Genomic DNA, 24,427 nt, shown 5'->3' with positions numbered 1-24,427 from the left:
AGATGATAATTTATGGCATATGAAATTGAACAGATAACTAACAAAATTATTCTAAGAGAACTCTATCAAAATGGGCACCCTAATAAGGCGGTTTTAGCCGGGTTACGGAATGCGGCAATCATAACGAGTCAACGGGCGCAAATCGTGTGGCCGCTCCTAATGCCCTACTTGAATGACCAGCAGCTGAGCCGTGATGGGACGCCTACGTATGCGGAAACGGCCATCTATACGGCCATTCGATTCTATGCAATTCACCAACAGGGAACGGAGGCCAGCGTCTACGGTGCCGCTGGTGGGGATAAGGCGGATGGCCGCCAATTTTTCAGTGCGTTAGCGGTCATGCGTGGTAATGCGGATACGCGGGTGGCTTTAGATCGGCGCGTACAGCCGTTATTGGCAACTACGAACGTGGCGAGTGTGATTAATAGTTTGTCGCACTTAGTTAGTATCTTAAAAGCTAATAACCGAACACAAAAGATTGATTACGCTTGGTTGGCCCAGGACTTGTACAATTTACAATTAAGTTATGAACAGGCTAATCGGGTTCGTTTGCGATGGGGACAGCAGTATTTTCGCGCAACGCAAGCCAATCTAGAAAATGAAGGAGAAAAAAACCATGACTAAAACTAATCTATACATTGATTTAAACGTCCTACAAACGGTGCCCTCATCGAATATTAACCGGGATGATACCGGTGCGCCTAAGACGGCGCTGTATGGTGGCGTTACGCGGGCCCGGGTATCTTCGCAAAGCTGGAAGCATGCGATACGGTTAGCCTTTAAGGAAGAACATATTGCGGGTACGCGAACTAAGGAAGCAGCTAAATTGTTAGTGGCGGCCTTACAAGCGCGTGATACAGGTTTGGATGAAGACAGCGCGTTAAGTAAGACTGTTGAAATTTTCGATGCAACTGGTAGCGGAAAAAATAAAATTAAACTAGATAAGAATAATGAAACAAAGGCGCTATTATTTATCAGCCCGGGCCAGATTAATAAATTGGCGGAGTATGCAGTTAATAATCAAGAATTAGACAAGAAGGAAATCCAAAGGATTTTGAAAGGCGACCAATCCCTGGATCTAGCCTTGTTTGGGCGAATGGTTGCCGATAATCCCGAATTAAATGTTGAAGCCGCCTCACAAGTGGCGCATGCTGTTTCGACGCATGAAGTGGTTCCCGAATACGATTATTATACGGCGCTAGATGACATGCAAGCAGACGATACAACCGGAGCCGCCATGTTAGGGACAATCGACTTTAATTCGGCAACGCTTTATCGGTATGCCAATGTCAATGTGCGGGAGCTTATTGCCAACCTTAACGAATCCGATGCCATTGAAGGGATTAAGACCTTTATCAAGCAATTCTTACTGTCGATGCCCACGGGGAAGCAAAATGCCTTTGCCAATAAAACACTACCAAGTTATGTGATGGTAACGTTGCGGACGGATACGCCGGTTAACTTGGTATCGGCGTTTGAAAAACCAGTAACCTCACATGATGGCTATGTTGCGCCATCTATTCAACGTCTTGAGGACGAATACCAATCAACGTCAGATTTTGTCGAAAAACCAACGGCTAACTTTGTATTGAGTAAAACGGCTTCACAAGTAGGCGAGAAAGTTACTAACTTGGATGACCTAGTAGAAAAGGTTGCGGCGGCTTTAACAAAGGCGGTTCAGGATGAAAACACTAACGATTAAGCTAACGGCACCGTTACAATCATATGGCAATGCGGCTACCTTTGAGCGACGGACGACGAATACTTACCCGAGTAAGAGTGCGGTGATTGGGATGATTGCAGCAGCCTTGGGTTATCAGCGGACGGATAGCCGGATTGTGACGTTAAATGAGCTGAGTTTTGCGGTGAGAATTGACCAAATAGGACGACACTTGACGGATTTTCAAACGGTTGAATGGAAGAAAAACGTGCGCAAGGTGACGTACCGAGACTATCTTCAGGATGCGGTATTTGTTGCGGCCATTGGTAGTGAGAATGACCAATTAATCGATAATATTGAGTGGGCGCTACGACATCCGTACTTTCAACTTTTCTTAGGCCGGCGGGCCAATGTGCCGGCGGGTGTTTTGCAGCTTCAAGAGTTTGCAGATGCCACGCCAATTACAGTCTTACAGAAAATGATGTGGCAAGCGGCACCTTGGTACCGTAAGCGTCATCAACGGCCGGTTTTGGATATTTTAGCAGACGCTGATCTTTTAGCGGGGCACCAAAGTATTTTGGTCAGTGATCGAGTTGTCTCGTTTGATCAACGCAATCGACAGTACGGACTACGTGCGATGGCTAAAACTAAAGTGAAATTAACGAGCTTAGATTCGACAGAGGACGAATCAGAAACACAACATGATGCGATGAAGTTCCTCTAGGAAGGAGTAGCTATGTACTTATCAAGAGTGGAGATCGATGTTAAAAATCGGTATAAAACAAAAGAGCTAACCCATTTGGGCGCTTTTCACAATTGGGTTGAGCAGAGTTTTCCAGCAGAAGTAGCGGCGGGAAAACGGCCGCGGCATTTATGGCGAATCGATCAGTTGGCCGGTAAAAAATACTTGTTAGTCTTAAGTGAGGCGGCTCCTGACTTAGAACAACTGACCCAGTACGGTGTTCCGAAAACAGCGGTCACCAAGCCTTATGACCGGTGGCTGGAAAGCATTCACGAAGGTCAGATTTTACGCTTTCGTTTGACCGCTAATCCTACGCGTTCAATTAGTCGGCCGGGGGCTAGGCAGGGACGGATTGTGCCACATATTACCGTGGACCAACAACGAAAATGGTTGATAGATCGGGCTGATGGACTGGGATTTCAGTTGGTTGAACAGCAGGTAGTGACCGGGGATGAACCCCGGTTGGCCTTTGATATCGTTGGTCGTGAATGGCCTGTGTTACGACGTAAGGCTGGCCGTGATGTGCGGTTGAGTCGGGTAACATTTGAAGGTCTACTGCGAGTGGCAGATGTTCCTGAGTTTAGGCGCGCGCTGACGAAAGGGATTGGTCGCGAGAAAGCCTTTGGTATGGGGTTGATGACGGTTATACCGGCAGGCGAGAGATGACTAAAAAAGTTGGTGCTGAAAAACCGACCCGTTATGAATTAGGACGGGTTCGAGATCGCATAACCTTCTTATATTTGGAGCATGCTAAGTTGAATCAGCAAAATAGTGCCATTCAGGTGATTGACCAGCGTGGTGTCGTTTATGTTCCAGCGGCCATTCTTAGCGTATTGATGTTGGGGCCAGGAGTTGATGTTACCCATCGTGCCATGGAATTAATTGGTGAATCGGGATTAGGTGTTGTTTGGGTTGGCGAGCGTGGTGTGCGGCAGTATGCTTATGGGCGCCCAATGAGTCACTCATCGGCGTTATTAGAAGCGCAAGCCAAGCTAGTGTCAAATCGGCGTTCGCGAATTATGGTCGCCCGACAGATGTATCAGATGCGCTTCCCAGATGATGACGTGTCACAGCTAACGATGCAAGAATTACGCGGCAAGGAAGGCGCACGTGTCCGGCGCGTTTATTTGGAACAGTCGCAAAAGACCGGCGTTGCGTGGTCGCGACGGGAGTATAATCCGGATGATTTCGAAGCGGGAACCCCCATTAATAAAGCCCTAACGGCAGCCCATCAAGCACTTTATGGTTTGAGTTATAGTGTGATTGCGGCGTTGGGGGCATCGGCGGGACTCGGGTTTGTTCATACGGGACATGATCTGTCATTTGTTTATGATTTTGCGGATTTATATAAAGCAGAGTTTTCGATTCCGACTGCGTTTAAGGTGACAGCTAAGTTTGAGCATGATCCGGATATTGCGACGCGCACGCGGCAAGCAATGCGTGACTCATTTGTGGATGGTAAACTGTTAGTTCGAATGGTCAAGGATCTCAAAACATTGTTAGGCATGCCCGCAGTCGATGGTGAAGCTGAATCGATTAGTCTGTGGGACGACCGGCTGGGATTGCAGAAGTTTGGGGTGCAGTACCATGAGCAGCAGGGAGATGATGGTCAATGATTGTGATTACGTTGACGAATGTCCCTAAGTCGCTAAAGGGTGATCTAACGAAGTGGTATCAAGAGATTCAGACAAATGTATATGTTGGTAACGTTAGTGCACGAATTCGTGATCAGTTATGGCACAGAATTATGGAAAATATAGGCCATGGTGAAGCCACCATGGTCTATAATTCTAACAATGAATTGGGCTATCAGTTCAGGACAACGCGTAAAGACCGTGAAGTTGTTAATTTTGATGGGCTTCCATTGATGCGACACTTAAATGTTGCGACTGGATCAGTAAATCATGGATTTAGTGACGCAGCTAAATTTCATCGGGCGAAGCTGATGACACGTACACGTGCAAGTCGGCAGCCCGTGGCTAAGCCAGCTATGGTGGCATTAGACCTTGAAACAACTGGATTGGATCTAGTAAAGGATGACATCATTTCAATTGGTGCGGTCAAACGGGTACCGGGACAACCAGAGGATTTATTTGATAATTTAATCAAGGCTGAGCGAGCTATACCGGAGAATATTACAACTTTGACCGGACTTACGGCGGAAATGTTAGCGACACAGGGGATTAGTTTATCGGCAGGACTACAAGAGTTACGTGAATTTGTTGGTTCCTTACCGATTGTTGGCTATAATCTGCGATTTGACGAAATGTTTCTAACAAGCGGTTTTAGAACAATTAATCAGCCAGAATTAACAAATCGGATGATAGATTTATTACCGGTGATGAAGAAGACTGATAAGTTTCTGGATAACTATCGCTTACAAACGGTATTAGCTAAATTTGATATAGTGAATCAGGAACCCCATCATGCCCTGGCAGATGCGAAAGCTACTTTTGCGCTTGCGGACAAACTCATTGAAAACCGGGTTTTGAAAATTTAGGAATCCCGGTATGACAGCGATTCTTTAGTGTATTCCCCACGTGTGTGGGGGTGATCCTGGCAGGTTAAAAAGTGGGACCAAGAGGCATTAGTATTCCCCACGTGTGTGGGGGTGATCCTATCGCCGCAATTACTGGGAAGACAATGCGACCGTATTCCCCACGTGTGTGGGGGTGATCCCGGTAGCAGCCGTCGCGGGCTTCCGAGAAACTCGTATTCCCCACGTGTGTGGGGGTGATCCCATGTCATTGTCAATGACCGTCTTGCCAGAACCGTATTCCCCACGTGTGTGGGGGTGATCCTTATGTACAAGACTTAAGAAATGGTAAGATACAGTATTCCCCACGTGTGTGGGGGTGATCCTATTGAAAGCAGAATCATCGTCACTGGCACTATGTATTCCCCACGTGTGTGGGGGTGATCCTGATATATGAACTGGCTAAGTCACCACCAAGATGTATTCCCCACGTGTGTGGGGGTGATCCCAACTTTGATACCGTCCCAACTGTTAACAACAAGTATTCCCCACGTGTGTGGGGGTGATCCCGTTGAAGGCGATGTACGTGAATTGAAAAGTAAGTATTCCCCACGTGTGTGGGGGTGATCCCTAAATCTTCTTTAATGTCATGCTTCATGAAGGGTATTCCCCACGTGTGTGGGGGTGATCCTAATAACGGGACCGTAGAAGTCCTTGTGCTTGCGTATTCCCCACGTGTGTGGGGGTGATCCTTAGTTTAGAAAGGACGATTACATGTTTATTTAGTATTCCCCACGTGTGTGGGGGTGATCCTCTGAAAGTTGGGGATAACGTTGGGTGTCTAGGTATTCCCCACGTGTGTGGGGGTGATCCTTCCTTGCAAGATATGATTGTTCGTACTACTAAGTATTCCCCACGTGTGTGGGGGTGATCCCGTTCAACAAATTGATAGTCAATGGTTCTTGAAGTATTCCCCACGTGTGTGGGGGTAATGGTTATCAAGGTTTTTAGATGCTGAACAATGTCTCATATTTCCAGCAGATGACAGAATCCGTATTTAAAGATTCCAAATAGAAATATGACTATTTACATGGCGCTCCATTCTTAAGAAGATATCGGCTATTCAGAAGTATAAGAAGCCCAATCCGATCAGTAGTCGTCGCGTATGTTATACTAGTGAAATTAGAAATCGCTTAATCCGGCCGTATGCCCACCGAATGAGCATTTTCGGGCAAATAAACCACCAAAAGAAAGGATCATCACGATGTCAATTTTAAATTATGCGGAGCAGGATTCATGGTCAAATGGGTTTGGTTCCCAACAATCACCGATTGATCTGCGTCAGGCTGAACCCACTAGTGTTACTAATTTTGTAGTGACAGATCCATGGATAGCTGACCGAGAAATCGATGACCAAGTGACCATTCAGCTTGCTGGTCACGGGACAACGCGAATCAATGAGATGACTTGGCATTTTGTGCAAGCCCACATCCATGTGCCAGCGGAGCATATCACCACTGAAGAAACGGTTGCCGAACTGCACTTTGTTCATCAATCAGTTATTGGTGCGTTGTGCGTCGTGGCGGTTCTCGTGCCCATAGGTAAAGCCAATCCGATTATTGACGGGATTCTTGATCATTTCCAGCCACACGCCACGGAATCAATCGACTGCGACTTAACCGGTTTATTGCCAAATCGTGGCACCGTTTTTCAATACCTTGGGTCACTCACCACGCCGCCGCTAACCGAGGGCGTGACGTGGTACGTTATTGAACAAACTGATATTACTATCAGTTCAGAGCAACTTAAGCGCTACAAGCAACTCTTTGGACCGAATAATCGGCAAGTACAGGCGGCCAACCAACGGCCAGTTCTTCGAGGAAGCGGAACCTTTACGAAATAGCGGGTTCAGCGGTATGGGGTTAAGCTACTTGTGGTTATCGAATAATAGGCGGGAAAGCACGTTCTTAGAAGAACTTACTTTCCCGCTTATTTTGATGGCTCAATTAGTAAACCAGCCAATGAAGCCAGAAGATCATTTACCGACAATATCAAAGTATTTTAAACATAGATGGATCCCTGATTAATTAATTCGGTAGAAAAACAGTCCGACTAGCAATCACGCTGACTATACATCAGATAACCTTATATGTTATAACGAGCTTAGAAGGTGGGACATTTAAGTGAGCTTCGGTGAGCTTGCCGTATTTGCAGAACTGAGGGGGAACTATGAGTCGCTAAGGGGAAATTATCATGAAAGTAGTTAGGACCATTTCAAAAGTATTACTTGTTGGTGCGCTGGCACTAGTAGGGATTGGATCACTAAAGGGTCAGGCCGCCCAGGTCAAAACCAGCCATGCGCTGGCTAATTATAACGTTAAGGCAGTTAAACTGATTAAAAAATAAAGATTACTTTGTCACGCGACCGGACACATATGCCACGTCCTCGACGTATCGGTCGCAAGGCACGTTTCAAACGACACCGGATATTTACCAATCCGTCAGGGGGCACACAGCGTTTTTGCGGACGGCATTATATCTACCGGTGACGGTTCATCATTCTGGCGATTGGAGTGATCCGCAAGCGGTAGTCGTGACGCCGAATGGGAAGACCGTGTATATTGCTTATTTAAAAGCTAGTAACACCACAACTGGTTGAATTGTCAGATACGATTTGGCAAAATTGGTTCAGGCGCTAGGTGGATACACATCCCGCATGGATGCCTTGCGGCGGGCCACGAATGCTTATTCTAAGCATAAAGCCACCAGTCGGGATCGCAGTTTGCTTAAGTACATTAAGGAAGGACCGACCTTTGATATCGGACACGGCCAATCACTGGCTTATAATCCAAAGGACAAGCAACTATGGTTTACCAGATCAAATGGAAAAGCGGGACAATATGGTTCTGCCGTTAAGGTATCGTCGAAAACGTTACGGCCGACCAAGCAGGTTGCTTACCGATTGGTTAATAAACAGGGGGCCAAATTAGCTGTGAATAGCACGCTAGCTTTTGATCGTCAGGGTTACGCGTACTTTAGCAGTTACAGTGGTCAGCGTTCTTTGAGAGTCTATCGGGGGACAATGAACGATCACGGGGTGCATTTCAAATTGATGATGCAGGGGTTGGCTTATCGCCCGGGCCAGACGCATCAATCCATCGCGTATAATCCGCATAACGATCGGCTATACTTTGTTAGTGATGATGCAATTTCTTCAGTGCCTGTGAAAAAACTTCGTCAGCGTCAGGCAACGCCTAAGGATGTTCATGCTTCTGTCTTTGCCAGTCAGCGGGAATTTGAGGGACTATCGTTCACTGCTGCTGGTCAAGGCTATCTGATTTTAAACCGGGGCGCTGAGCTTATGCGGATCGATATTAGTTAAGGCTTTCCACAAATGAACCCGTGGGCTTATGAAGCATCTAGATCTTCGCAGATTTAGGTGTTTTTTATTAGGATTTTTGTCAAAACGGCGCGGTGACGACAAGTATTAATCAATTATGATAGCGTTACCAATAGTGATATGATAAAAGATAACACAACATGAAAGGATTGAAACCCATGGGAAATCTTGAAAAAATGCATACGGGTGACCTCTACTTACCCGATGATCCGGCAATTGAAAAGGATCAGCAACATTACTTAGATCGGCTGTATGACTACAATCATACCCGCCCAAGTGACAGTGCGCAGAAACAGGCGATTTTGCATGAGTTATTTGCCGAAATGGGGACCAACTGCTATGTTGAAACGCCATTTCATGCTAATTTCGGGGGCCACCATGTCCATTTTGGCCACCATGTTTACGCTAATTTTAATCTAACCTTGGTCGATGATACCCATATTTATGTCGGCGATCACACAATGATCGGGCCCAATGTGACGATTGCCACGGCCGGGCACCCCATTACTCCGGATTTACGGGCAAAGAACTATCAATACAATATGCCGGTTCACATTGGAAAGAACTGCTGGCTAGGCGCAGGTGTGATTGTTTTGCCCGGTATTACGATTGGCGATAATGTGGTGATTGGCGCAGGGAGTATTGTTACCAAAGACTTGCCAGATAACGTTGTGGCAGTCGGTAACCCTTGCCATGTGTTGCGGTCCGTTAGCGAGCATGACCGGGAGTTTTACTTTAAAGACCGGCAGATTGATCCGGCATTATTTGAAGCCTGATTTGACCGTTTGGTGTTAAAACGCTTGAGTAGAAGAAAATCTTAGTTGTCAATCGACGATGTGTTATAATCACTGAAACTAGTAAAAATGAGGTGAATCGTCGTGAGTTGGAAAATTCAGCGCTGGAATCATATGCAGACTGATATTATTTTTGTCAAAGACCTCCAAGGGGCGCAGTCTGTCCAATTTTCCCATACTAATACTCACGATTTCATCTAAAGACGACAGTTCATGTGTTCACGGACGGTGTGCTTTAGAGCACCGTCTTTTTTGTCGTCGCTAATCCTTGGAGGCGTTTGATAATGGTTAGAATCATGCAACGTAATTTACACTTGGGCTACGGCTATACCGCATTGGCGTATTTCGGAATTACCAGTCTCTGGGTTATTTTCCTACAACAACGCGGATTGTCGCTGGTTCAAATCGGTTTATGTGAAAGTATTTTTCACCTGACAAGTTTGCTTTCGGAAGTGCCATCAGGGATGTTGGCCGATCGCTTTGGCTATAAGATCGTTTTAATGGGTGGGCGAGTTGCGGCGATTGTCCACGCCATAATCATGTTAATGGCTACGAATTTTTGGTGGTTTGCGCTAGGCTTCGTGTTACAGGCGTGGGCCTATAACTTACAATCAGGAACAATCGAGGCACTTCTGTATGATTCACTAGCTGAAAATCACGCCACTGAGCGTTTTCCGGTAGTGACTAAAAATATGAATATGATCATTGAAATCGCCACGCCGGTGGGGGTTTTGTTGGCTGGCGGCTTAATTCACGGGCACCTTAACGTCACCTATCTCCTATATGCGCTCAGTGCAGGGCTAGCGATTGGCTGCATTTTGCAGCTACACGAACCACTCCGTGATCAAACTACTCCAGCGACCGACGCGCAATCTCTAATAGCGATTAGCCGATCTGCGGCGAAATGGTTGCGACAGTTCTCGGCATTACGCCATTTGATGGTGTTTCATGCGGCATTTAGTGCCTTGGGAACGACGTATTATTACTATTTTCAATCGGTTATGACTGCCAAAGGTTTTAGCGGTCTGCTGATTTCCGGAATTTTGGTGATAACGGCTATTTTAAATGTGGGGGGCGTGCAGCTAACACCCTGGCTACAGCGAAAATGGCCGCAAACGCAATTATTACGTGGTTTGGCAATCGTACTAGCCGGTGCGTTGATTAGTGCCTTGTGGGCTAATACGCTCGGTTTGGTTGGGGGATACCTGCTTATTAATCTGTTGTTAGCGGTCATTGAACCGCTACTTTCTAATTATTACAACCAGTTGATTCCCAGTGCGCAGCGAGCTACGTTACTCAGCGTTTCCAGTATGATTTTTAGTCTGATGATGGTCGTGCTATTTCCCGTTATGGGGTGGTTGGTTGAACAGAGTAGCTTCGCGGTTGCCTTTGGTGGCGCCGGAGTGGTCGTTCTAATTTGCGGCTGGTTGGTTTTTCATCGACAATAAAGTTAAAAAATACCGTTGCTAGGCTTATTCCCAGCAACGGTATTTTTAAAACATTAGGTTCGGGTGATGAAACTATGGTGACATTTGGGACAAGTCACTTGAACGCGACCGTGATGGCGTGGCACACGAATCCGTTGCTGACATTGAGCACAATGAAAGAAGCGGTAATGCCAATGTTGCGACACCTGGTAGCGGAGGCGGCGGAATGGCCGTGTGATCGGAAGCCAGACCCGTTCGAAGGCTCGATTAAGACGTACCTGACGGTAGATCTTGCGGGAAAATAGCCGCCAGTAAGTCAGACCGATGATCACAATGATGGCGACAAACAGCCACAGGGTGTGAAAAAACAAATTGAGAATCAATAACAAGAAGGTTAAATAGGTCAAAAAGCGATTCAAATGATCATTCTGACCGTAACGGCCGATCATCCAAGCTTGGAGTCGCCGGAGAAATTTCGAGTTGGGTTTCATAGCGGACTACCCTTTCAATTAAAAGTCATCGTTTAGCCTAACATAGGTCGGTGGGCGACTGCAATTTGTCATTCGGAAAAGGGCTTGAATCTATCTTGATTCTACCTTACAATTAAAGGTATTAACTATGAAATCGGGTATTAAAATGAAAAATATGAAGGTTAACCGGCTATTGGTCGTAGTGGTGGCAACGTTATTGGCAACACTAGGATTTGCTTTTTTACCAACACATCAAGTAGCACAGGCTTCGCAATATACAATTAAGGTGTTTCCAAAAAGAATTAGAGGAACATGGTATACATATGATACGTACGATAAAAAAACAGTGCGCATTAGAATAACCGAAAAAAAGATGATGTTTGGTAAAAGTATATCGCGATTGCATTCACGAAAAACGACTGCTTACCCCAAAGTGGGTGCCAAAGTAAAGCATCCCAGCTGGATTATCGGATATAATTTTAAATATAAAAATGAGAAATGGACACAAATGTATGGATGGTATCAAAGTGCCGGAGCGGGTAGTTTTTATCGAAGAGTCCAACATAAAATTCATGGAAAAAAGTACAGTATGTTGCAATTAGCAGGTGGTGCTGGTATCTCAACTTTTGGATATGCCTATCATTCAAAGAAAGAGGCTAAGGCAAATGCCAATAGGTGGTTTAGTGGGGATCGGCATCAGGTAGTTCTCTAATTGTAAGCGTAATTTTAGCCACTCTTAATGACCATCAGAAAAGACGTTCGCAATTAATATTCACGTGAACGCCTTTTTTGAAGCAATAATTGATATTGTCACAGTATTCAAACCTTATTTTTAATGGATAATCATATATATTTAGTGATTTCTAAAATAATGATGTTTCACATGAAACACCCTCTAAAAAACGGGGTACGCCGCATGGACGGCATTTTTCAATTGATCGCCTAGTCGATGCATACCAGCATCAATCTGGGTTGGGTTGACACCACTAAAGCTCAAGCGGAGGGCGTTGTGAACATCGCGTTGGGGATAGAAATTAGTCGCTGGTACGTAGGTCACGTGCGCTTGGGGACTAATAACGTCCAGCATTAACCGGCCCGTATCAATGCCTTGCGGTAAGGTTACCCAATCAAAGAATCCGCCAGCCGGGTGAGTGAAGAGCGCTTCATCCGGGAAATAGTGAGTTAGTCCTTGAAGCATCGCATCTCGTTGCTGTTTGTAGTGCGTTGTCATGCGTTGAATATGGGCGTCTAGGTCATTCGCGTCTAGGTAAGCGTTAATGGCCGCATGGGTGACACCCGTAGTTTCCAAATCACTAGCCAGCCGCATCTTTAAGATGGCATCGCGTAGCTCACCATCAGCGATTAACCAGCCGGTCCGCAATGCAGGCATGAGAATTTTTGAAAAGCTAGAAAGAAAGATCACGCGGCCCTCGGTGTCAAAACTCTTGATGGCGGGCAATGGGGCACCCTCGTATCCGAGATCACGATAGGGTGTATCTTCTAAGATAATGAAATGATAGCGATTAGCCAACGCCACCAACTGTTGGCGCTTGGCGACACTCATTGTAATTCCGGTGGGATTGTGATAATCCGGTACCGTGTAGAGGAGTTTTACGTTGGGATGTTGTTGAAGGGTGGTCTCCAACACGTCGAGATCTAGGCCGTCAGCTTGTAGTGGTACAGCATGGTAGTGGGGTTGGTACAAGTCAAAAGCGGCCAACGCCCCGATATAGGTTGGAACTTCAACGATGATATCATCACCGGGATTCAATAGGGTTTTTGCGACGAGTTCTACGCCTTGTTGACCACCGACGGTCAGCAAAATATTATCAGCGGTAGTCGTGACGTTGCCCCATTTGGCAATGCGCGTAACCAGTTTTTCACGGAGAGCGCTGTTTCCTTGAGCCGATTGGTACTGGAACAGGTGGGCGCCTTGGGTATCAATGGCCGTATTAAAGGCCGCTTGCACCTCTTTAACTGGAAACAGTTGCTCATTCGGACTACCAGCCGCAAAAGTTACCGCAGTTGGGTTGGGATCTTGCGGAAATAGTCCCGCTAAAGCAGAGGAAACATCTGGATTGACGCGTTGCGCAAATAAGTCGTTCATCATCGCACACACCTTTCTGGTCGCTTCGAACGACCCTCGCTAACTTATCCGATTACTTGTTTAGTAGGATAGCGGTTTTTGAATGAAAAGTAAAATTCAATTAATTCATTTTTAAGTGAATGTTATTCAATCTTACTAAATGATTTGGTTATCGGCATAAGCGCTGGTGGGATGGCCGTGGTATGATGAACCAATAAGACTTACAGATAAAAAAGGAGCGCAGTCATATGAAATCCATCACAGCGGGCATTGTCGCCCACGTGGATGCTGGTAAGACCACCTTGTCAGAAGCCATGCTATACCAGGCCGGTGCGGTGCGGCAGCTTGGACGCGTCGATAATGGGGATGCTTTTTTGGACCCGGATGCGTTGGAAAAACAGCGAGGGATTACCATCTTTTCCCACCAAGCCCGATTGACGTACCAAGACCTAGCGCTGACTTTATTAGATACACCGGGACACGTCGATTTTGCTAGTCAAACTGAACAAGTTCTGAGTGTTTTGGATTATGCGGTGTTAGTCATCTCCGCCACCGATGGCGTTCAAGGTTATACCCGAACCCTGTGGCGCTTACTCGCGCGCTACCACGTGCCCACCTTAATCTTTGTCAATAAAATGGATGCACCTGGTGCTGATCAGGCGGCGTTGTTAACGCAACTGCAAACCGAACTATCACCGGGATGCATTGCGTTTGACGGCGCCCAAATTTCCGCAGCGGCTAGTGAAGACATTGCGATGTTAGACGAGTCCGTTTTGGCTGACTTCCTTGATTCCGGCCAATTGAGTGCCGCAGTCATCCAGCGCATGATAGATCAGCGACAAGTCTTTCCTTGCTACTTTGGTGCGGCTTTGAAAATGACTGGGGTGACCGAGTTGCTGGCGGGAGTGCAGCAGTGGACGACTCCCAGTGAAACGACCCGTGATTTTGGTGCACGGGTATTTAAAATTTCCCACGATCAAGGTGAACGATTGACGTGGCTGCGAGTGACGGGCGGTGATTTACAGCCCAAACAAGTCCTGCTGGAGGAGCAAAAAATCAATCAGTTACGAGTTTATAACGGGGTTAAGTACACCGTGCAGCCACAAATTCTGGCTGGCGATGTCTGCGCAATTCCAGGGTTAACGGGAACGTATCCCGGCCAAGGCCTGGGGAATGTCCCAGATAGTGCGGCGCCCGTTATGCAACCCGTTTTGAACTATGCATTGGACCCACAAGGACAGGATCTGCACGCCTGTTTGGCCGCTTTGCGGGAGCTGGAGGATGAAGATCCCCAATTACATGTGAGCTGGTCCAGTCACCTGCAGGAGCTACGGGTTCAACTGATGGGGACAGTTCAATTGGAAATTTTACAGCAGCTGTTGCAGGATCGTTTCAATCTGACGGTTCATTTCGGCGCTGGCCGGATTCTTTATAAGGAAACACTGACGAAAACCGTAGAAGGTGTTGGGCATTTTGAACCCTTGCGTCACTATGCGGAAGTTCACTTGCTCATGGAACCGGCTCCCCGCGGGAGTGGATTAACCTTTGCCGCCGACTGTTCCTTGGAAGTGTTGGGCCGCAACTGGCAACACCAGGTATTAACTAACTTACGCGCCAAAGAACAACTGGGAGTTCTAACGGGTTCGCCCTTAACTGATGTCAAAATAACGTTGGTTACGGGTCGAGCTAGCATTGTTCATTCGGTTGGTGGTGACTTCCGTGAGGCAACTTGGCGGGCGGTTCGTCAAGGGCTGATGATGCGACAAGACGATGGCTGTCAATTACTTGAGCCGTGGTATCGTTTCCGCTTAGAGGTGGGCCAAGAGCAAGTGGGTCGAGCCATGACGGATGTGCAGCGCATGCATGGCAGTCTCGATGCGGCAGTTGATCCAACGACCAGTCGAGGTAATCTCACCACACTAACGGGGGTTGCGCCCGTGTCTGAAATGCAAGACTATGCCCAAGCTGTACAAGCTTACACGCATGGTCAGGGCCAATTGGAATGCTTGATTGATGGTTATCGGCCTTGTCATAACGCGGCTGAGATAATTGCACAGCAGCAATATGCACCAGTAGCTGACCTAGAGAATACGCCAGATTCAGTATTTTGTGCTCACGGTGCGGGGTATCCGGTGGCTTGGGATCAAGTACCGACGATGGCTCACGTGCCGTATGTGTATTCAGATACTGACTTGCCTCAGTAGTGATGTGTTATAATTGAGGCCATCTTGGGGATTTGCAGGCGATACCCACGTGAAACATTGCCGTTGATGGAAAGGATTTGCGATGCGGATTAATGTCTTGCAACATACACCAAATGAGGGTCCAGGAGCGATTTTATCTTGGGCTGCAGCTCACGAACATCAAGTATTTATCTATCATCCCTACCAGTTTGGCCAGTTGCCAATGGCAGCAGAAACTGATCTGTTAGTTATCTTGGGTGGGCCCATGAGTCCAAATGATGGGCTGCCTTGGATTAAGCAAGAACGCCAGTTGATCCAAACGCTCTTGGATAAAGATGTGCCAATGTTTGGCGCTTGTTTTGGGGCTCAACAGATTACTAAAACGCTGGGGTATCCGGTAACCAAAGCACCGGTTAAAGAAGTGGGGTGGGCCCCAATTTATCGGCAAACGACGATAGTTCCCGGCCTACCAGAAAGGCTCAATGTGCTACATTGGCACGAAGAAATGTTTGCGATCCCAACTGAGGCGACCTTACTCTTTAGCAGTGATGATGTGGTCAATCAAGGATTTGTTCTTAATCACCGTGTGGTTGGCTTACAGTGTCATTTGGAACCACAGGCGACGAATGTTCGTGAGATGGTGGTTAACGATTTCCCCTACATTCACGGATCAGTTTTGGGGCAAACAGCGAATGATATTTTAGCAACGCCGGTACCTAGAGCCAATCAGACAGCCTTGTTTAACCTGTTAGATTACATGGTATCAGCCGATCAGTAACTACAACTATATTGATTAAGGAGTCGTTGCGTAGGCAGCGGCTTTTTTAGTTTAGAGGAGTGAAACGAAGTGGGTTTAAAGGATCTATATTCCCCCCAATTTCTAACGAATTTGGGTATACAGTTGCATCAGGTAGCGCCGACTTTTGATGTGACACGGTTTTGCCAAGCATGTTTAACCGAAGCGTGGTCTGATTTGAAACTTATGGAACGTCGCGATGTGATTACCACACAGATGCATGCGCAGTTACCAGCTAGTTTTTCACAAGCAGCAGCTATCTTACGCCAAGTTGGGCCGAATTTTATTGGGCTAGCCGCAGTGTGCTTGCCCAATTACGTGGCGGTTTATGGGTTAGACCATTGGCAAGTGGCGATGACAACGTTGGCCGTCTTGACTAAATATTCATCAGCAGAATTTGCTATTCGGCCATTTTTGAAACGTTATCCGATAGCAACCGCGCAGCAAATGCAAGCGTGGGCGCAGAGTGCCGATGCAGATGTACGGCGACTCGCTAGTGAGGGAATGCGGCCCCGATTACCTTGGGGGACGCGACTACCACAGTATATGGCTGATCCCACACCGGTTTTAGCGGTGCTTCATCAGTTGTTCTTTGACAAGAGTGACTACGTTCAAAAATCAGTCGCCAATAATTTGAATGATATTAGTAAGGATCATCCAGGAGTGGTGATCGCCTTTGCCCAACAATACTGGGGCCAGGCCAAATCGGGCGACTGGATATTGCGGCGGGGGTTGCGAACTCTATTTAAACAGGGAAATCCGGCCGTATTGGCATTAATGGGTTACGACATTACTGCGGCCGAGAAGGTAACGGGTGTGACTTTGCAACCAGAGAGTGATGTGGCAGTAATCGGGGGTCTGACAACGGTGGCCTATACGGTGCGAGCGCCTGAAACCATGCCAGTTTATTTAGGCTATCGGGTCGGCTATGTTCGACAAAATGGCACGACGACAGCGAAAGACTTTTTTGTAAAGCGAACGACTCTGCCAGCCGGCCAGTTATTACAAGGGGTGTTTAAGCTTAAATGGCAGCAGCTGACTACGCGGCGACTGTATCCAGGAGCCCATCGCGTGGCGTTGCTGGTGAATACACGGGTGGTGGCTGAAAGCCGGATAACTTTGGAATGGTTATCAACTATTAATAATAATTAATAACTAAATACGAGTTAATTATTATTGTGGGGAATTGTAAGCGCTTGACAATTTGGAAAAAGTGCGTACTCTAGAACTTGAGTACTCAAGTAATCGAATTAAGGGACTGAAAGAAATGGCCATTGATAAACATAAACGAAATAGCAGTATTCGAGCGCAAATTGTTGCGGATATTCAAGCTAGTATTTTAAAGAATATGCAGACCGGCGATAAGCTACCATCAGAAGCGGCCTATGCACGACAGTATGACGTTACGCGGTCAACCATTCAAAAAGCACTCAAGGATTTGGAAGACTTACAGATGATTGATCGGGTTCAAGGCAAAGGGAGTTTTGTGAAGTTAACGAAACCAAAGATTGATATGTTTAACTTCAAAGGTTTTTCTGACTATGCCTTGCAGTTAGGAACGACGCCGGTTACCCGGGTCTTAAAGCAAGAGATTGTTGACCATCACTTGATACTGCAGCGATTACGGGGAATCAAAACCAGTGATGAAGTTGTCCAACTGACTTTAGATGAATCACACCTCAATTTGGAGCAGTTTCCAGGGCTAGAACAGACTGACTTTGAGCAGAATTCTTTGTACCAAACGCTACGAAGCCAATTTAAAGTTTATCCAGCGACAGCTAACCTTTTGGTCACACCAATTATGCCAACCGTCGCGCAAGCGGAGCTGTTAGAAGTGGCTGATAGCCAACCGTTACTTCAAGTAACGGGACAAGTACGTACGGCCAATAATGACTTGGTCGAAATAATCAAGATTATTTATAGTGACCAATCTAATTTTAAATTTGTGGTTGGCGTATAAAGCGAAAGGGAGTAGAGAATCAGATGGAACGGACTAAGGATAAAGTATTGGGAACAATTTATGGACAGGCGATTGGGGACGCGATGGGAATGCCCTCAGAACTTTGGCCGGTTGAAAAAATTCGGCGGCAATTTGGCGGTCTAATTACGACCTTTTTAGATGGTCCACAGAATAATGATATTGCTCTGAATTTTACCAAGGGAGAATATACCGATGATACCAACCAGGCCCTAGCAATTTTAGATTCTCTAATTGAAACGAACTGGCAACCGGATCAGCAAAATTTGGTTAAACATATTATGGCTTGGGCGGATGCTGTGGGTGCATGGGATAACAATATCTTGGGGCCAAGTAGCAAGGCGGCATTGAAGGCCATTAAGGCAGGGCAAGACCCGGCACCGGTTACAGCTAAGGCGCTGACGAATGGATCAGGTATGCGGATTGCCCCCATTGGCACGCTGTTTACGCCGGATCAAATCAATGAGTTGGTTCAGATGGTCTATGAGGTTAGTCGCGTGACTCATTCTAGTGACGTTGCAGTGAGTGGTGCCAGTCTTATCGCGGGCGCCGTTACGGCAGCTATGGCCGATTATGAGTGGGATGATATTGTGACTTATGCCTTAAATGCCAATGATTTGGGCTACCAAATGGGTAGTCATACTTGGGCTGCCAAGACTCATGAGCGAGCCCTATTAGGGATTCAATTGGCGCAGCAGTACCCCAATGATGAGCCTAAGTTTAGTCAGGCCATTTATGACCTTGTGGGAACTGGAACGATGATTTCGGAAAGTATTCCGGCAGCATTCGCGATTGCCTACTACGCTCGAGATGTTCAAAAATGTGCCTTACTTTGTGCTAATTTAGGTGGTGATACCGATACGATTGGGGCCATGGCAACCGCTATTTGTGGCGCTAAGACTGGATTTAAAGCTATTGATCCTGCTTGGATTCAGACAATTGATGAAAAGAATCCGCAACACATTATGTCTAACTATGCCGATCAAATTCTTAGTTTTAAAGCGAACTAGCTTTTTGGAGGATTATCATAATGAATAATGAGCTCGTCAAAATTTCGGATGCAGATAAAACATTAACGCCAGGGAAAATTTTCTACAACTGGTTTGCCGCGAATATTGGGATTATGGGATTCGTCTTTGGTGCGATGATTGTTGCTTATCATCTGTCGTTTGCCCAAGCAATTCTCGCTGCTTTTTGTGGCGCGTTGTCTTTTTTAGTGCCAGGATGGGTGGCGATGATTGGTCAACGAGAAGGTGTGACAACCTTTAAGCTGAGCCGGGCGGCCTATGGTACTCGGGGGAATAAAATTCCCAATGCCATCGCTTGGATTAATATGGTGGGGTGGCTTTCGGTTAACGTGATTACGGGGACCATGCTATTAATTTCCATGTACGGTGTTTTAAATATCCCCAAGAACACCGTCACACGGGCCGTTGCTCTGGCTATCTTTGGTGGGTTAGTGCTGCTGTCTGGTTTGTTAAAAGAAGCCACTTTAGCCAAGATTCAAACATGGTTAAGCTATGTCTTTGGCGCGTTAACGGTTGTTATTTTGGTTCTCTTCTTGCTAAAGGCGGATTGGCAGGCCGCTTTTAATCTTCCAAGTGGTCATTGGATTAGCGGTTTCTTGCCAGCTGTCAGCATCGTTGCCGCCGGTTCAGGCATTTCTTGGTCGATGGCCGCCGCCGATTGGGGTGCCTATGTCAAGCCAGAAACTAAACCGCAAGCGACCTTTTGGGGAACAGCCTTGGGTGGCGCAATACCCTTGTTTGTCCTCATGGCCGGTGGTGTTTTGTTAAGTACGATTGAACCGGCTTTGGCGACAACGGGTGATCCGTTTGGCGTAATGTACTCAGCCTTACCAAGCTGGATCGGCGTCATCTATTTTCTGGTAGCCGCTGGGGGTCTAATCCCGCAATGTATTGTATCTTTGCGGTCGGCCCGAATTAACTTGGGGACGATTGGAATTCGCGTGTCACAACGGACTTCTTTAGTTATTCATGGTTTAATTGTGATTTTGATTCCAGTTTACGTTCTCTTTATCTCAGGAAATTTTCTAGCTAACTTCGAATTGTTCTTAAACTTTTTGGGGATTTGTTTGGCTAGTTGGGTTGCCATCTTCCTATGCGATAGTGCGATGTTCAGAAAAAACGGCTATGAGTTGGCGTTATTAGTGCCAGATTCTAAAAAGCACTATAACTGGGGTGGCATTATCTCTTGGGTCATTGCGACGATTACGGGTTTTCTGTTTACCAATAATGCGATTTGGAATGGCCCATTTGCTCACGGGATTTTTAGAAATAATAGTCTCGGCGTTTTTATCTCGGCAATTGTTGCGATCATCTGTATGTTCATCGTTAAAATGGTAGGGTATTCAAACAATGAGGGGGTTAGCCATCATGAGTAAGGCTTTGGTATTGGGCGCCGCTTTTGTTGATGTGGTCGTTAACGTTCCACGATTACCCTTTTCTGGCGGGGATGTGACGGGTGATTTAAAGTCTTATCGAATTGGTGGTTCGGCCTTTAATGTTTATGGCGCCTTACGCTACATGCAGGCATCGGCAGATCTACTGGTGCCAGTGGGTGAAGGCGACTATGCCACGCGCGTTAAACAACATTTAAGCAATCAAGGGATTTCCTTAAAATTACCGGTGACGGGTGCTGATAATGGTTGGGATTTATCGTTAGTGGAGCCCGATGGAGAACGTAGCTTTTTGACAATTAATGGGATTGAACAATGTTGGAAGCCACAGTGGTTCCAGCAGGTTCAGCTGGCCGATTATGATTATATCTATGTTAGCGGTTATGAATTAGAGAATTTACGTTCAGCTAAGGTAATCTTAGATGGTCTGCGGCAACGGCGACCGGATGCCCAAATCTTATTTGATACGTCGCCACGAATTAGCGAAATTCCATCAGAAATTTTACAACAAGTGTTAGCGGCGCGCGTCATGGTTCATTGTAACGAAGATGAAATTGGAAAGATCATGCCTGACGGTCGCACCGTTGCAGAAAAAGCACACCGTTTATTCGCGTTAACCCAGAGCCCCGTCATGGTGACGCTGGGAGGTCAGGGCACCTATTATGTCGATGGCACGGCAACCGGGCAAGTTCCAGCGCAGAACGTTCCGGTTGTCAACACAATTGGCGCTGGTGACACGCATTGTGGCGGGATTATTGCCGGTTTAATGGCCGGACTAACACTCCCACAAGCTATCAAGCAAGCTAATCAGTTGTCGGCACAAGTGGTTGGTCAGGAAAATGGCAGTCTGTCTTAATTGGTTAGTGGGTCGGGATGAAAATCCCGACCTTATTTTTGTGAAATGCCCTAATTGCTCATCATTTAGGGTATTCTTAACCTAACTAAAGGAGGGGATTGCATGGATATTCAAGAAGGGTACATGCCGTTTAGATCGTATCAGACATACTATCGGGTGGTTGGTGATTTACGGTCACCGTTACCCCCCTTACTGTTATTGCACGGTGGCCCGGGATCGACCCATAACTATTTTGAAGCTTTTGATCAACTAGTAGCGACAACCGGTCGGCCAATTGTGATGTACGATCAATTGGGCTGTGGTCGGTCATCCATACCGACTGATCCCCATCTCTGGCAGGCAGCAACCTGGGTGGCGGAATTACGGGCGTTACGTGCTTATCTGAAACTCGACCGCGTGCACTTATTAGGCCAGTCGTGGGGCGGCATGCTGGCGCTGATTTACTTATGTGACGACCAGCCACAGGGAATTCAGAGTGTGATTTTGGCCAGCACCTTATCCTCGGCTCATTTGTGGGCCCGCGAACAGCATCGCTTGATTCAATTCATGTCAGCGACTGACCAAGCGGCCATTCACCAGGCTGAAATGACGGGAGACTTTACAACACCCGCTTACTTGGCAGCTAACGAGCGGTTCATGATCCAGCATGCAACTGGACCGCTTACCGAGCAAACACCAGAATTCTTGCGGCGATCTAAGCGCTTGGGCACAGCCGCTTATACCACGGCTTGGGGGCCTAACGAATATTTTCCCACGGGAACGTTACAGGACTATGATTATACAGCAAAGTTAGCGCAACTACCGTACCCAACGTTAGTGACCAGCGGTGTCAATGATCTCTGCACACCATTGGTGGCTAAGACGATGGTTGATCAGTTGCCTCACGCCGAATGGACCTTATTTCCGCACAGTCGGCATATGGCCTTTATTGATGAGCCGGTCGCTTATCAAGCACGACTGACTCAGTGGCTAGCCGCTCATGACGAGGTGACTGATGATTGAAGTGACGTTTGATCCAGCACTAGCGAATACACTGGCCCAATCCATGAAATTAACCGCTATTGCCTTACCCTTAGACTTGCAGATTGGTGATTTAACGCGTTTAACTGATGCCAAAAATTCATATTGGGGACTTAAGGCGCGCTATACCAAATCGGGCGGTGCCTCCGCTGAGTTTGCCGCCGTTACAACGAGTCAACAGCGATTGCAACAGGTATTAGCCACTGGTGCCACCTTGCGGGTATGGACCTCTGTCAATCCGGCTGATCAGTTGGGGTGGGGGTGGTTATGCAGTCAGTTAGTCCAAGCACAATTTATGGGGGTTATTCAGCGGATTCAGATTCCTTTAAGTGGTCCCGTGATGACTGAAATGGGCCCGGTCTTTATGCAAAATTCAACCATTGGGGAGCTGGACGAGCCGGCGCTGGAACACGACTTAGCGACGGCTAAGGTGGTAACAGCAGCGGATTGGGTAGCCTTTAGTTATCACTGGCAAGCCTGCTATGAAGACAATGCGGCGTTACGGTTAATACTTGGTGGACGGGTAGTAGGCGTGCCGCAGGACTTTTTAGATCCGTTGGTGCGAACCTGCTATCGACCCGAGCAATCCACGGCGCAGACTTTAGGTCGGATATTGGACAATTATCCAATTGGCATGCCGAATTGGTGGTGGCAGTATCGCATTGACCAGATTGCCAAGGCGTCAGTCAGGTGATTGTTTCATGTGGAACAATTGGACGATGTAGGTGAAATTTTTCAGCAAAAAATGGCGATACCTCAATGTGGGCATCGCCATTTTGTTAGTGGTTAAGGATTGACTTTGTTAAATTGTCGGAGATTAGGAATTGTCAGCATCACGGTGAAACTGACTAGATAGAGGATGGATAGAAACGCCATAACGATAGTCAGGGTATAGTGATCCATCAGCCAGCCAATGGCGACGGAGGAGAAACCACCGATGGCTCGACCAACGTTAACAATTAGGTTATTGGCGGTGGAACGAATTTCCGTGGGGTAAAGCCGGCTGATGACCGCACCATAACCGCCAAACATGCCGTTGGAGAAGAAGCCAATAATCGCGCCAGCTAGAATGAGAGTTGCCTGATTGACAGCCAGCGTGATGCTAAAGACCGCGATGGCTGAGGCTAACAAGAAGATACCGAAAGCCCGGCGTGGACCGAAATAATCCAGAATACTGCCAAAGGTTAGCATGCCAATGCTCATGCCGATAATGGTGGCAATCATCCAAACGGAAGACCCGGCGACCGTTAAGCCAAGCTTTTGTTGCATAATTGCTGGCAGCCAATTCATCAGGCCAAAGTATCCGGCAATCTGCACGACGACCATCAACATCAGCGCCAGTGTTTGATAAGCCAGGCGAGGGGTATTGAAGAGACGACGTAATTGAACGGGGGCGTGGTCAGCTGCTTGTTTAGCCGTTAAAAATTCAGGACTTTCGTGTAAATGACGCCGGATGAAATAGGTTAAACCGACCGGCAATAATCCGAAGAGAAACAGGGCCTGCCAACCGAAAACGGGGATGATTAAGGCAGCGGCTACAGCGGCCAGGATGGCGCCAACTTGGCCACCAACAGCGGCCAGTGAGGTCATTTTGCCAATTTTATTGCGGGCAAAGCTTTCGGCGATTAACGTAATCCCCACGCCGTATTCACCACCGGCCCCTACGCCAGCTAGAAACCGGAAGATATAAATGAGCGTGATGTTGTTGGCCAAACACATTGCGGCCGTGGCAAAGGCGAAAATGAAGATGGTATGGGAGAAGGTGCGGACACGACCATAGCGATCGGCAATGATCCCAAACAAAAGGCCACCTGCTAGCATTCCCAGATTGGTAATCGACGAAATCAAACCAGCCTGAGCACCGCTAATATGTAAGTCGGCGATGATTGAGGAGAGCGCGAAGGAGAGAAACATAACATCCATGTTTTCCAAGGCGAATCCAGCTGAGGTTGAGGCGATTGTCCATTTCTGGTTCTTACTGAGCGTGTGGTCGTGTAACGAGGTTTCCATATTCAATTCCTCCAAAATGAATGTTCACTGACATTCGTTATTTTTGCCGTTCTCACGGAACGTTGTTAGTATTGTGGCATGGATATCCGGGAAAAGCAACCATTAATCGA

Annotated in this window: 25 protein-coding genes and 1 CRISPR repeat array; of the genes, 23 read left to right on the top strand and 2 right to left on the bottom strand. The window is 47.0% G+C overall.

Features of this window, described 5'->3' with window-relative positions; all coding sequences use genetic code 11:
- Positions 1–12: 12 nt before the first annotated feature.
- From casB to ACP4IT_RS10600, 14 genes are all read left to right on the top strand, one after another.
- On the top strand, positions 13–624 hold the full coding sequence (casB, locus tag ACP4IT_RS10665; protein ID WP_082265473.1) for a type I-E CRISPR-associated protein Cse2/CasB: 612 nt from the start codon (positions 13–15) through the stop codon (positions 622–624).
- Positions 617–1,702 carry a type I-E CRISPR-associated protein Cas7/Cse4/CasC gene (cas7e, locus tag ACP4IT_RS10660; protein WP_082265472.1) on the top strand — a complete coding sequence of 362 codons (1,086 nt, stop codon included), beginning with the start codon at positions 617–619 and terminating at the stop codon, positions 1,700–1,702. The genes casB and cas7e overlap by 8 nt, the downstream gene beginning before the upstream one ends.
- Positions 1,683–2,384, top strand: a complete 702-nt coding sequence (gene cas5e, locus ACP4IT_RS10655; protein WP_082265471.1) for a type I-E CRISPR-associated protein Cas5/CasD — start codon at positions 1,683–1,685, stop codon at positions 2,382–2,384. The genes cas7e and cas5e overlap by 20 nt, the downstream gene beginning before the upstream one ends.
- Before the next feature lie 12 nt (positions 2,385–2,396).
- Positions 2,397–3,068 carry a type I-E CRISPR-associated protein Cas6/Cse3/CasE gene (cas6e, locus tag ACP4IT_RS10650; RefSeq protein WP_110139247.1) on the top strand — a complete coding sequence of 224 codons (672 nt, stop codon included), beginning with the start codon at positions 2,397–2,399 and terminating at the stop codon, positions 3,066–3,068.
- Positions 3,065–4,018 (top strand): type I-E CRISPR-associated endonuclease Cas1e, encoded by a 954-nt coding sequence (gene cas1e, locus ACP4IT_RS10645; protein ID WP_426855646.1) that lies wholly within the window; start codon positions 3,065–3,067, stop codon positions 4,016–4,018. The genes cas6e and cas1e overlap by 4 nt, the downstream gene beginning before the upstream one ends.
- Positions 4,015–4,902, top strand: a complete 888-nt coding sequence (gene cas2e / locus ACP4IT_RS10640) for a type I-E CRISPR-associated endoribonuclease Cas2e (RefSeq protein WP_082265469.1) — start codon at positions 4,015–4,017, stop codon at positions 4,900–4,902. The genes cas1e and cas2e overlap by 4 nt, the downstream gene beginning before the upstream one ends.
- Before the next feature lie 29 nt (positions 4,903–4,931).
- Positions 4,932–5,874: direct repeats of the CRISPR family, unit length 29 nt; unit sequence GTATTCCCCACGTGTGTGGGGGTGATCCT.
- Positions 5,875–6,142: 268 nt separating this feature from the next.
- A complete protein-coding gene (locus ACP4IT_RS10635; protein ID WP_011668817.1) occupies positions 6,143–6,781 on the top strand; it encodes a carbonic anhydrase family protein in 639 nt (212 codons plus the stop codon).
- Positions 6,782–7,131: 350 nt separating this feature from the next.
- Positions 7,132–7,284, top strand: a complete 153-nt coding sequence (locus ACP4IT_RS10630; RefSeq protein WP_226769775.1) for a hypothetical protein — start codon at positions 7,132–7,134, stop codon at positions 7,282–7,284.
- Positions 7,285–7,399: 115 nt separating this feature from the next.
- Positions 7,400–7,537, top strand: coding sequence for a hypothetical protein (locus ACP4IT_RS10625; RefSeq protein ID WP_226769776.1), 138 nt, complete (start codon positions 7,400–7,402; stop codon positions 7,535–7,537).
- A 15-nt stretch (positions 7,538–7,552) separates the two neighbouring features.
- On the top strand, positions 7,553–8,260 hold the full coding sequence (locus ACP4IT_RS10620; protein ID WP_225350058.1) for a hypothetical protein: 708 nt from the start codon (positions 7,553–7,555) through the stop codon (positions 8,258–8,260).
- Positions 8,261–8,418: 158 nt separating this feature from the next.
- A complete protein-coding gene (locus ACP4IT_RS10615) occupies positions 8,419–9,054 on the top strand; it encodes a sugar O-acetyltransferase (RefSeq protein WP_082265468.1) in 636 nt (211 codons plus the stop codon).
- A 302-nt stretch (positions 9,055–9,356) separates the two neighbouring features.
- Positions 9,357–10,520 carry an MFS transporter gene (locus tag ACP4IT_RS10610; RefSeq protein ID WP_082265467.1) on the top strand — a complete coding sequence of 388 codons (1,164 nt, stop codon included), beginning with the start codon at positions 9,357–9,359 and terminating at the stop codon, positions 10,518–10,520.
- A 74-nt stretch (positions 10,521–10,594) separates the two neighbouring features.
- Positions 10,595–10,804, top strand: coding sequence for a hypothetical protein (locus tag ACP4IT_RS10605; protein ID WP_176552945.1), 210 nt, complete (start codon positions 10,595–10,597; stop codon positions 10,802–10,804).
- A 331-nt stretch (positions 10,805–11,135) separates the two neighbouring features.
- The gene (locus ACP4IT_RS10600) at positions 11,136–11,681 is read left to right on the top strand and encodes a hypothetical protein (RefSeq protein ID WP_139560187.1); all 546 of its coding nucleotides are present in this window, start codon (positions 11,136–11,138) and stop codon (positions 11,679–11,681) included.
- A 183-nt stretch (positions 11,682–11,864) separates the two neighbouring features.
- On the opposite strand, the gene ACP4IT_RS10595 is transcribed toward ACP4IT_RS10600, so the two are convergent.
- Positions 11,865–13,079, bottom strand: a complete 1,215-nt coding sequence (locus ACP4IT_RS10595) for a PLP-dependent aminotransferase family protein (RefSeq protein WP_082265464.1) — start codon at positions 13,077–13,079, stop codon at positions 11,865–11,867.
- Positions 13,080–13,303: 224 nt separating this feature from the next.
- Between ACP4IT_RS10595 and ACP4IT_RS10590 the strand changes: the two genes are divergently transcribed.
- The 9 genes from ACP4IT_RS10590 (at position 13,304) to ACP4IT_RS10550 (ending at position 23,001) form a co-directional block, all read left to right on the top strand.
- On the top strand, positions 13,304–15,259 hold the full coding sequence (locus tag ACP4IT_RS10590) for an elongation factor G (protein ID WP_172757672.1): 1,956 nt from the start codon (positions 13,304–13,306) through the stop codon (positions 15,257–15,259).
- A gap of 82 nt (positions 15,260–15,341) precedes the next feature.
- Positions 15,342–16,016: a type 1 glutamine amidotransferase gene (locus tag ACP4IT_RS10585; protein WP_015474553.1), complete on the top strand. Its 675-nt coding sequence runs from the start codon at positions 15,342–15,344 to the stop codon at positions 16,014–16,016.
- A 69-nt stretch (positions 16,017–16,085) separates the two neighbouring features.
- Positions 16,086–17,186 carry a DNA alkylation repair protein gene (locus ACP4IT_RS10580; RefSeq protein WP_015474552.1) on the top strand — a complete coding sequence of 367 codons (1,101 nt, stop codon included), beginning with the start codon at positions 16,086–16,088 and terminating at the stop codon, positions 17,184–17,186.
- A gap of 115 nt (positions 17,187–17,301) precedes the next feature.
- Positions 17,302–17,994: a GntR family transcriptional regulator gene (locus ACP4IT_RS10575; RefSeq protein WP_156646890.1), complete on the top strand. Its 693-nt coding sequence runs from the start codon at positions 17,302–17,304 to the stop codon at positions 17,992–17,994.
- Positions 17,995–18,017: 23 nt separating this feature from the next.
- A complete protein-coding gene (locus tag ACP4IT_RS10570) occupies positions 18,018–19,022 on the top strand; it encodes an ADP-ribosylglycohydrolase family protein (RefSeq protein ID WP_128491952.1) in 1,005 nt (334 codons plus the stop codon).
- A gap of 20 nt (positions 19,023–19,042) precedes the next feature.
- On the top strand, positions 19,043–20,416 hold the full coding sequence (locus ACP4IT_RS10565; RefSeq protein WP_226769778.1) for a purine-cytosine permease family protein: 1,374 nt from the start codon (positions 19,043–19,045) through the stop codon (positions 20,414–20,416).
- A complete protein-coding gene (locus tag ACP4IT_RS10560; protein WP_024526113.1) occupies positions 20,409–21,287 on the top strand; it encodes a PfkB family carbohydrate kinase in 879 nt (292 codons plus the stop codon). Before ACP4IT_RS10565 ends, ACP4IT_RS10560 begins: the two co-directional genes overlap by 8 nt.
- 102 nt (positions 21,288–21,389) lie before the next feature.
- The gene (gene pepI, locus ACP4IT_RS10555) at positions 21,390–22,289 is read left to right on the top strand and encodes a proline iminopeptidase (protein WP_024855318.1); all 900 of its coding nucleotides are present in this window, start codon (positions 21,390–21,392) and stop codon (positions 22,287–22,289) included.
- Entirely contained in the window at positions 22,282–23,001 is a 720-nt protein-coding gene (locus ACP4IT_RS10550) for a DUF3658 domain-containing protein (RefSeq protein WP_024855319.1), read from the top strand. Before pepI ends, ACP4IT_RS10550 begins: the two co-directional genes overlap by 8 nt.
- A 92-nt stretch (positions 23,002–23,093) precedes the next feature.
- Here the strand turns inward: ACP4IT_RS10550 and ACP4IT_RS10545 are convergent, their stop codons facing one another.
- Positions 23,094–24,317, bottom strand: coding sequence for an MFS transporter (locus ACP4IT_RS10545; protein ID WP_011668801.1), 1,224 nt, complete (start codon positions 24,315–24,317; stop codon positions 23,094–23,096).
- Positions 24,318–24,427 lie beyond the last annotated feature (110 nt).

The sequence above is a fragment of the Levilactobacillus sp. LN180102 genome, from assembly GCF_050106635.1.
GTDB lineage: Bacteria > Bacillota > Bacilli > Lactobacillales > Lactobacillaceae > Levilactobacillus > Levilactobacillus brevis.
The sequence above is the reverse complement of the archived record's forward strand: the minus strand, read 5'-3'. Positions and strand labels throughout refer to the sequence as shown.

Coding starts and splice junctions, on each gene's coding strand:
- casB (WP_082265473.1), top strand. CDS start 13: ATGGCATATGAAATTGAACAGATAACTAACAAAATTATTCTAAGAGAA.
- cas7e (WP_082265472.1), top strand. CDS start 617: ATGACTAAAACTAATCTATACATTGATTTAAACGTCCTACAAACGGTG.
- cas5e (WP_082265471.1), top strand. CDS start 1,683: ATGAAAACACTAACGATTAAGCTAACGGCACCGTTACAATCATATGGC.
- cas6e (WP_110139247.1), top strand. CDS start 2,397: ATGTACTTATCAAGAGTGGAGATCGATGTTAAAAATCGGTATAAAACA.
- cas1e (WP_426855646.1), top strand. CDS start 3,065: ATGACTAAAAAAGTTGGTGCTGAAAAACCGACCCGTTATGAATTAGGA.
- cas2e (WP_082265469.1), top strand. CDS start 4,015: ATGATTGTGATTACGTTGACGAATGTCCCTAAGTCGCTAAAGGGTGAT.
- ACP4IT_RS10635 (WP_011668817.1), top strand. CDS start 6,143: ATGTCAATTTTAAATTATGCGGAGCAGGATTCATGGTCAAATGGGTTT.
- ACP4IT_RS10630 (WP_226769775.1), top strand. CDS start 7,132: ATGAAAGTAGTTAGGACCATTTCAAAAGTATTACTTGTTGGTGCGCTG.
- ACP4IT_RS10615 (WP_082265468.1), top strand. CDS start 8,419: ATGAAAGGATTGAAACCCATGGGAAATCTTGAAAAAATGCATACGGGT.
- ACP4IT_RS10610 (WP_082265467.1), top strand. CDS start 9,357: ATGGTTAGAATCATGCAACGTAATTTACACTTGGGCTACGGCTATACC.
- ACP4IT_RS10605 (WP_176552945.1), top strand. CDS start 10,595: ATGGTGACATTTGGGACAAGTCACTTGAACGCGACCGTGATGGCGTGG.
- ACP4IT_RS10600 (WP_139560187.1), top strand. CDS start 11,136: ATGAAAAATATGAAGGTTAACCGGCTATTGGTCGTAGTGGTGGCAACG.
- ACP4IT_RS10595 (WP_082265464.1), bottom strand. CDS start 13,079: ATGATGAACGACTTATTTGCGCAACGCGTCAATCCAGATGTTTCCTCT.
- ACP4IT_RS10590 (WP_172757672.1), top strand. CDS start 13,304: ATGAAATCCATCACAGCGGGCATTGTCGCCCACGTGGATGCTGGTAAG.
- ACP4IT_RS10585 (WP_015474553.1), top strand. CDS start 15,342: ATGCGGATTAATGTCTTGCAACATACACCAAATGAGGGTCCAGGAGCG.
- ACP4IT_RS10575 (WP_156646890.1), top strand. CDS start 17,302: ATGGCCATTGATAAACATAAACGAAATAGCAGTATTCGAGCGCAAATT.
- ACP4IT_RS10570 (WP_128491952.1), top strand. CDS start 18,018: ATGGAACGGACTAAGGATAAAGTATTGGGAACAATTTATGGACAGGCG.
- ACP4IT_RS10565 (WP_226769778.1), top strand. CDS start 19,043: ATGAATAATGAGCTCGTCAAAATTTCGGATGCAGATAAAACATTAACG.
- ACP4IT_RS10560 (WP_024526113.1), top strand. CDS start 20,409: ATGAGTAAGGCTTTGGTATTGGGCGCCGCTTTTGTTGATGTGGTCGTT.
- pepI (WP_024855318.1), top strand. CDS start 21,390: ATGGATATTCAAGAAGGGTACATGCCGTTTAGATCGTATCAGACATAC.
- ACP4IT_RS10550 (WP_024855319.1), top strand. CDS start 22,282: ATGATTGAAGTGACGTTTGATCCAGCACTAGCGAATACACTGGCCCAA.
- ACP4IT_RS10545 (WP_011668801.1), bottom strand. CDS start 24,317: ATGGAAACCTCGTTACACGACCACACGCTCAGTAAGAACCAGAAATGG.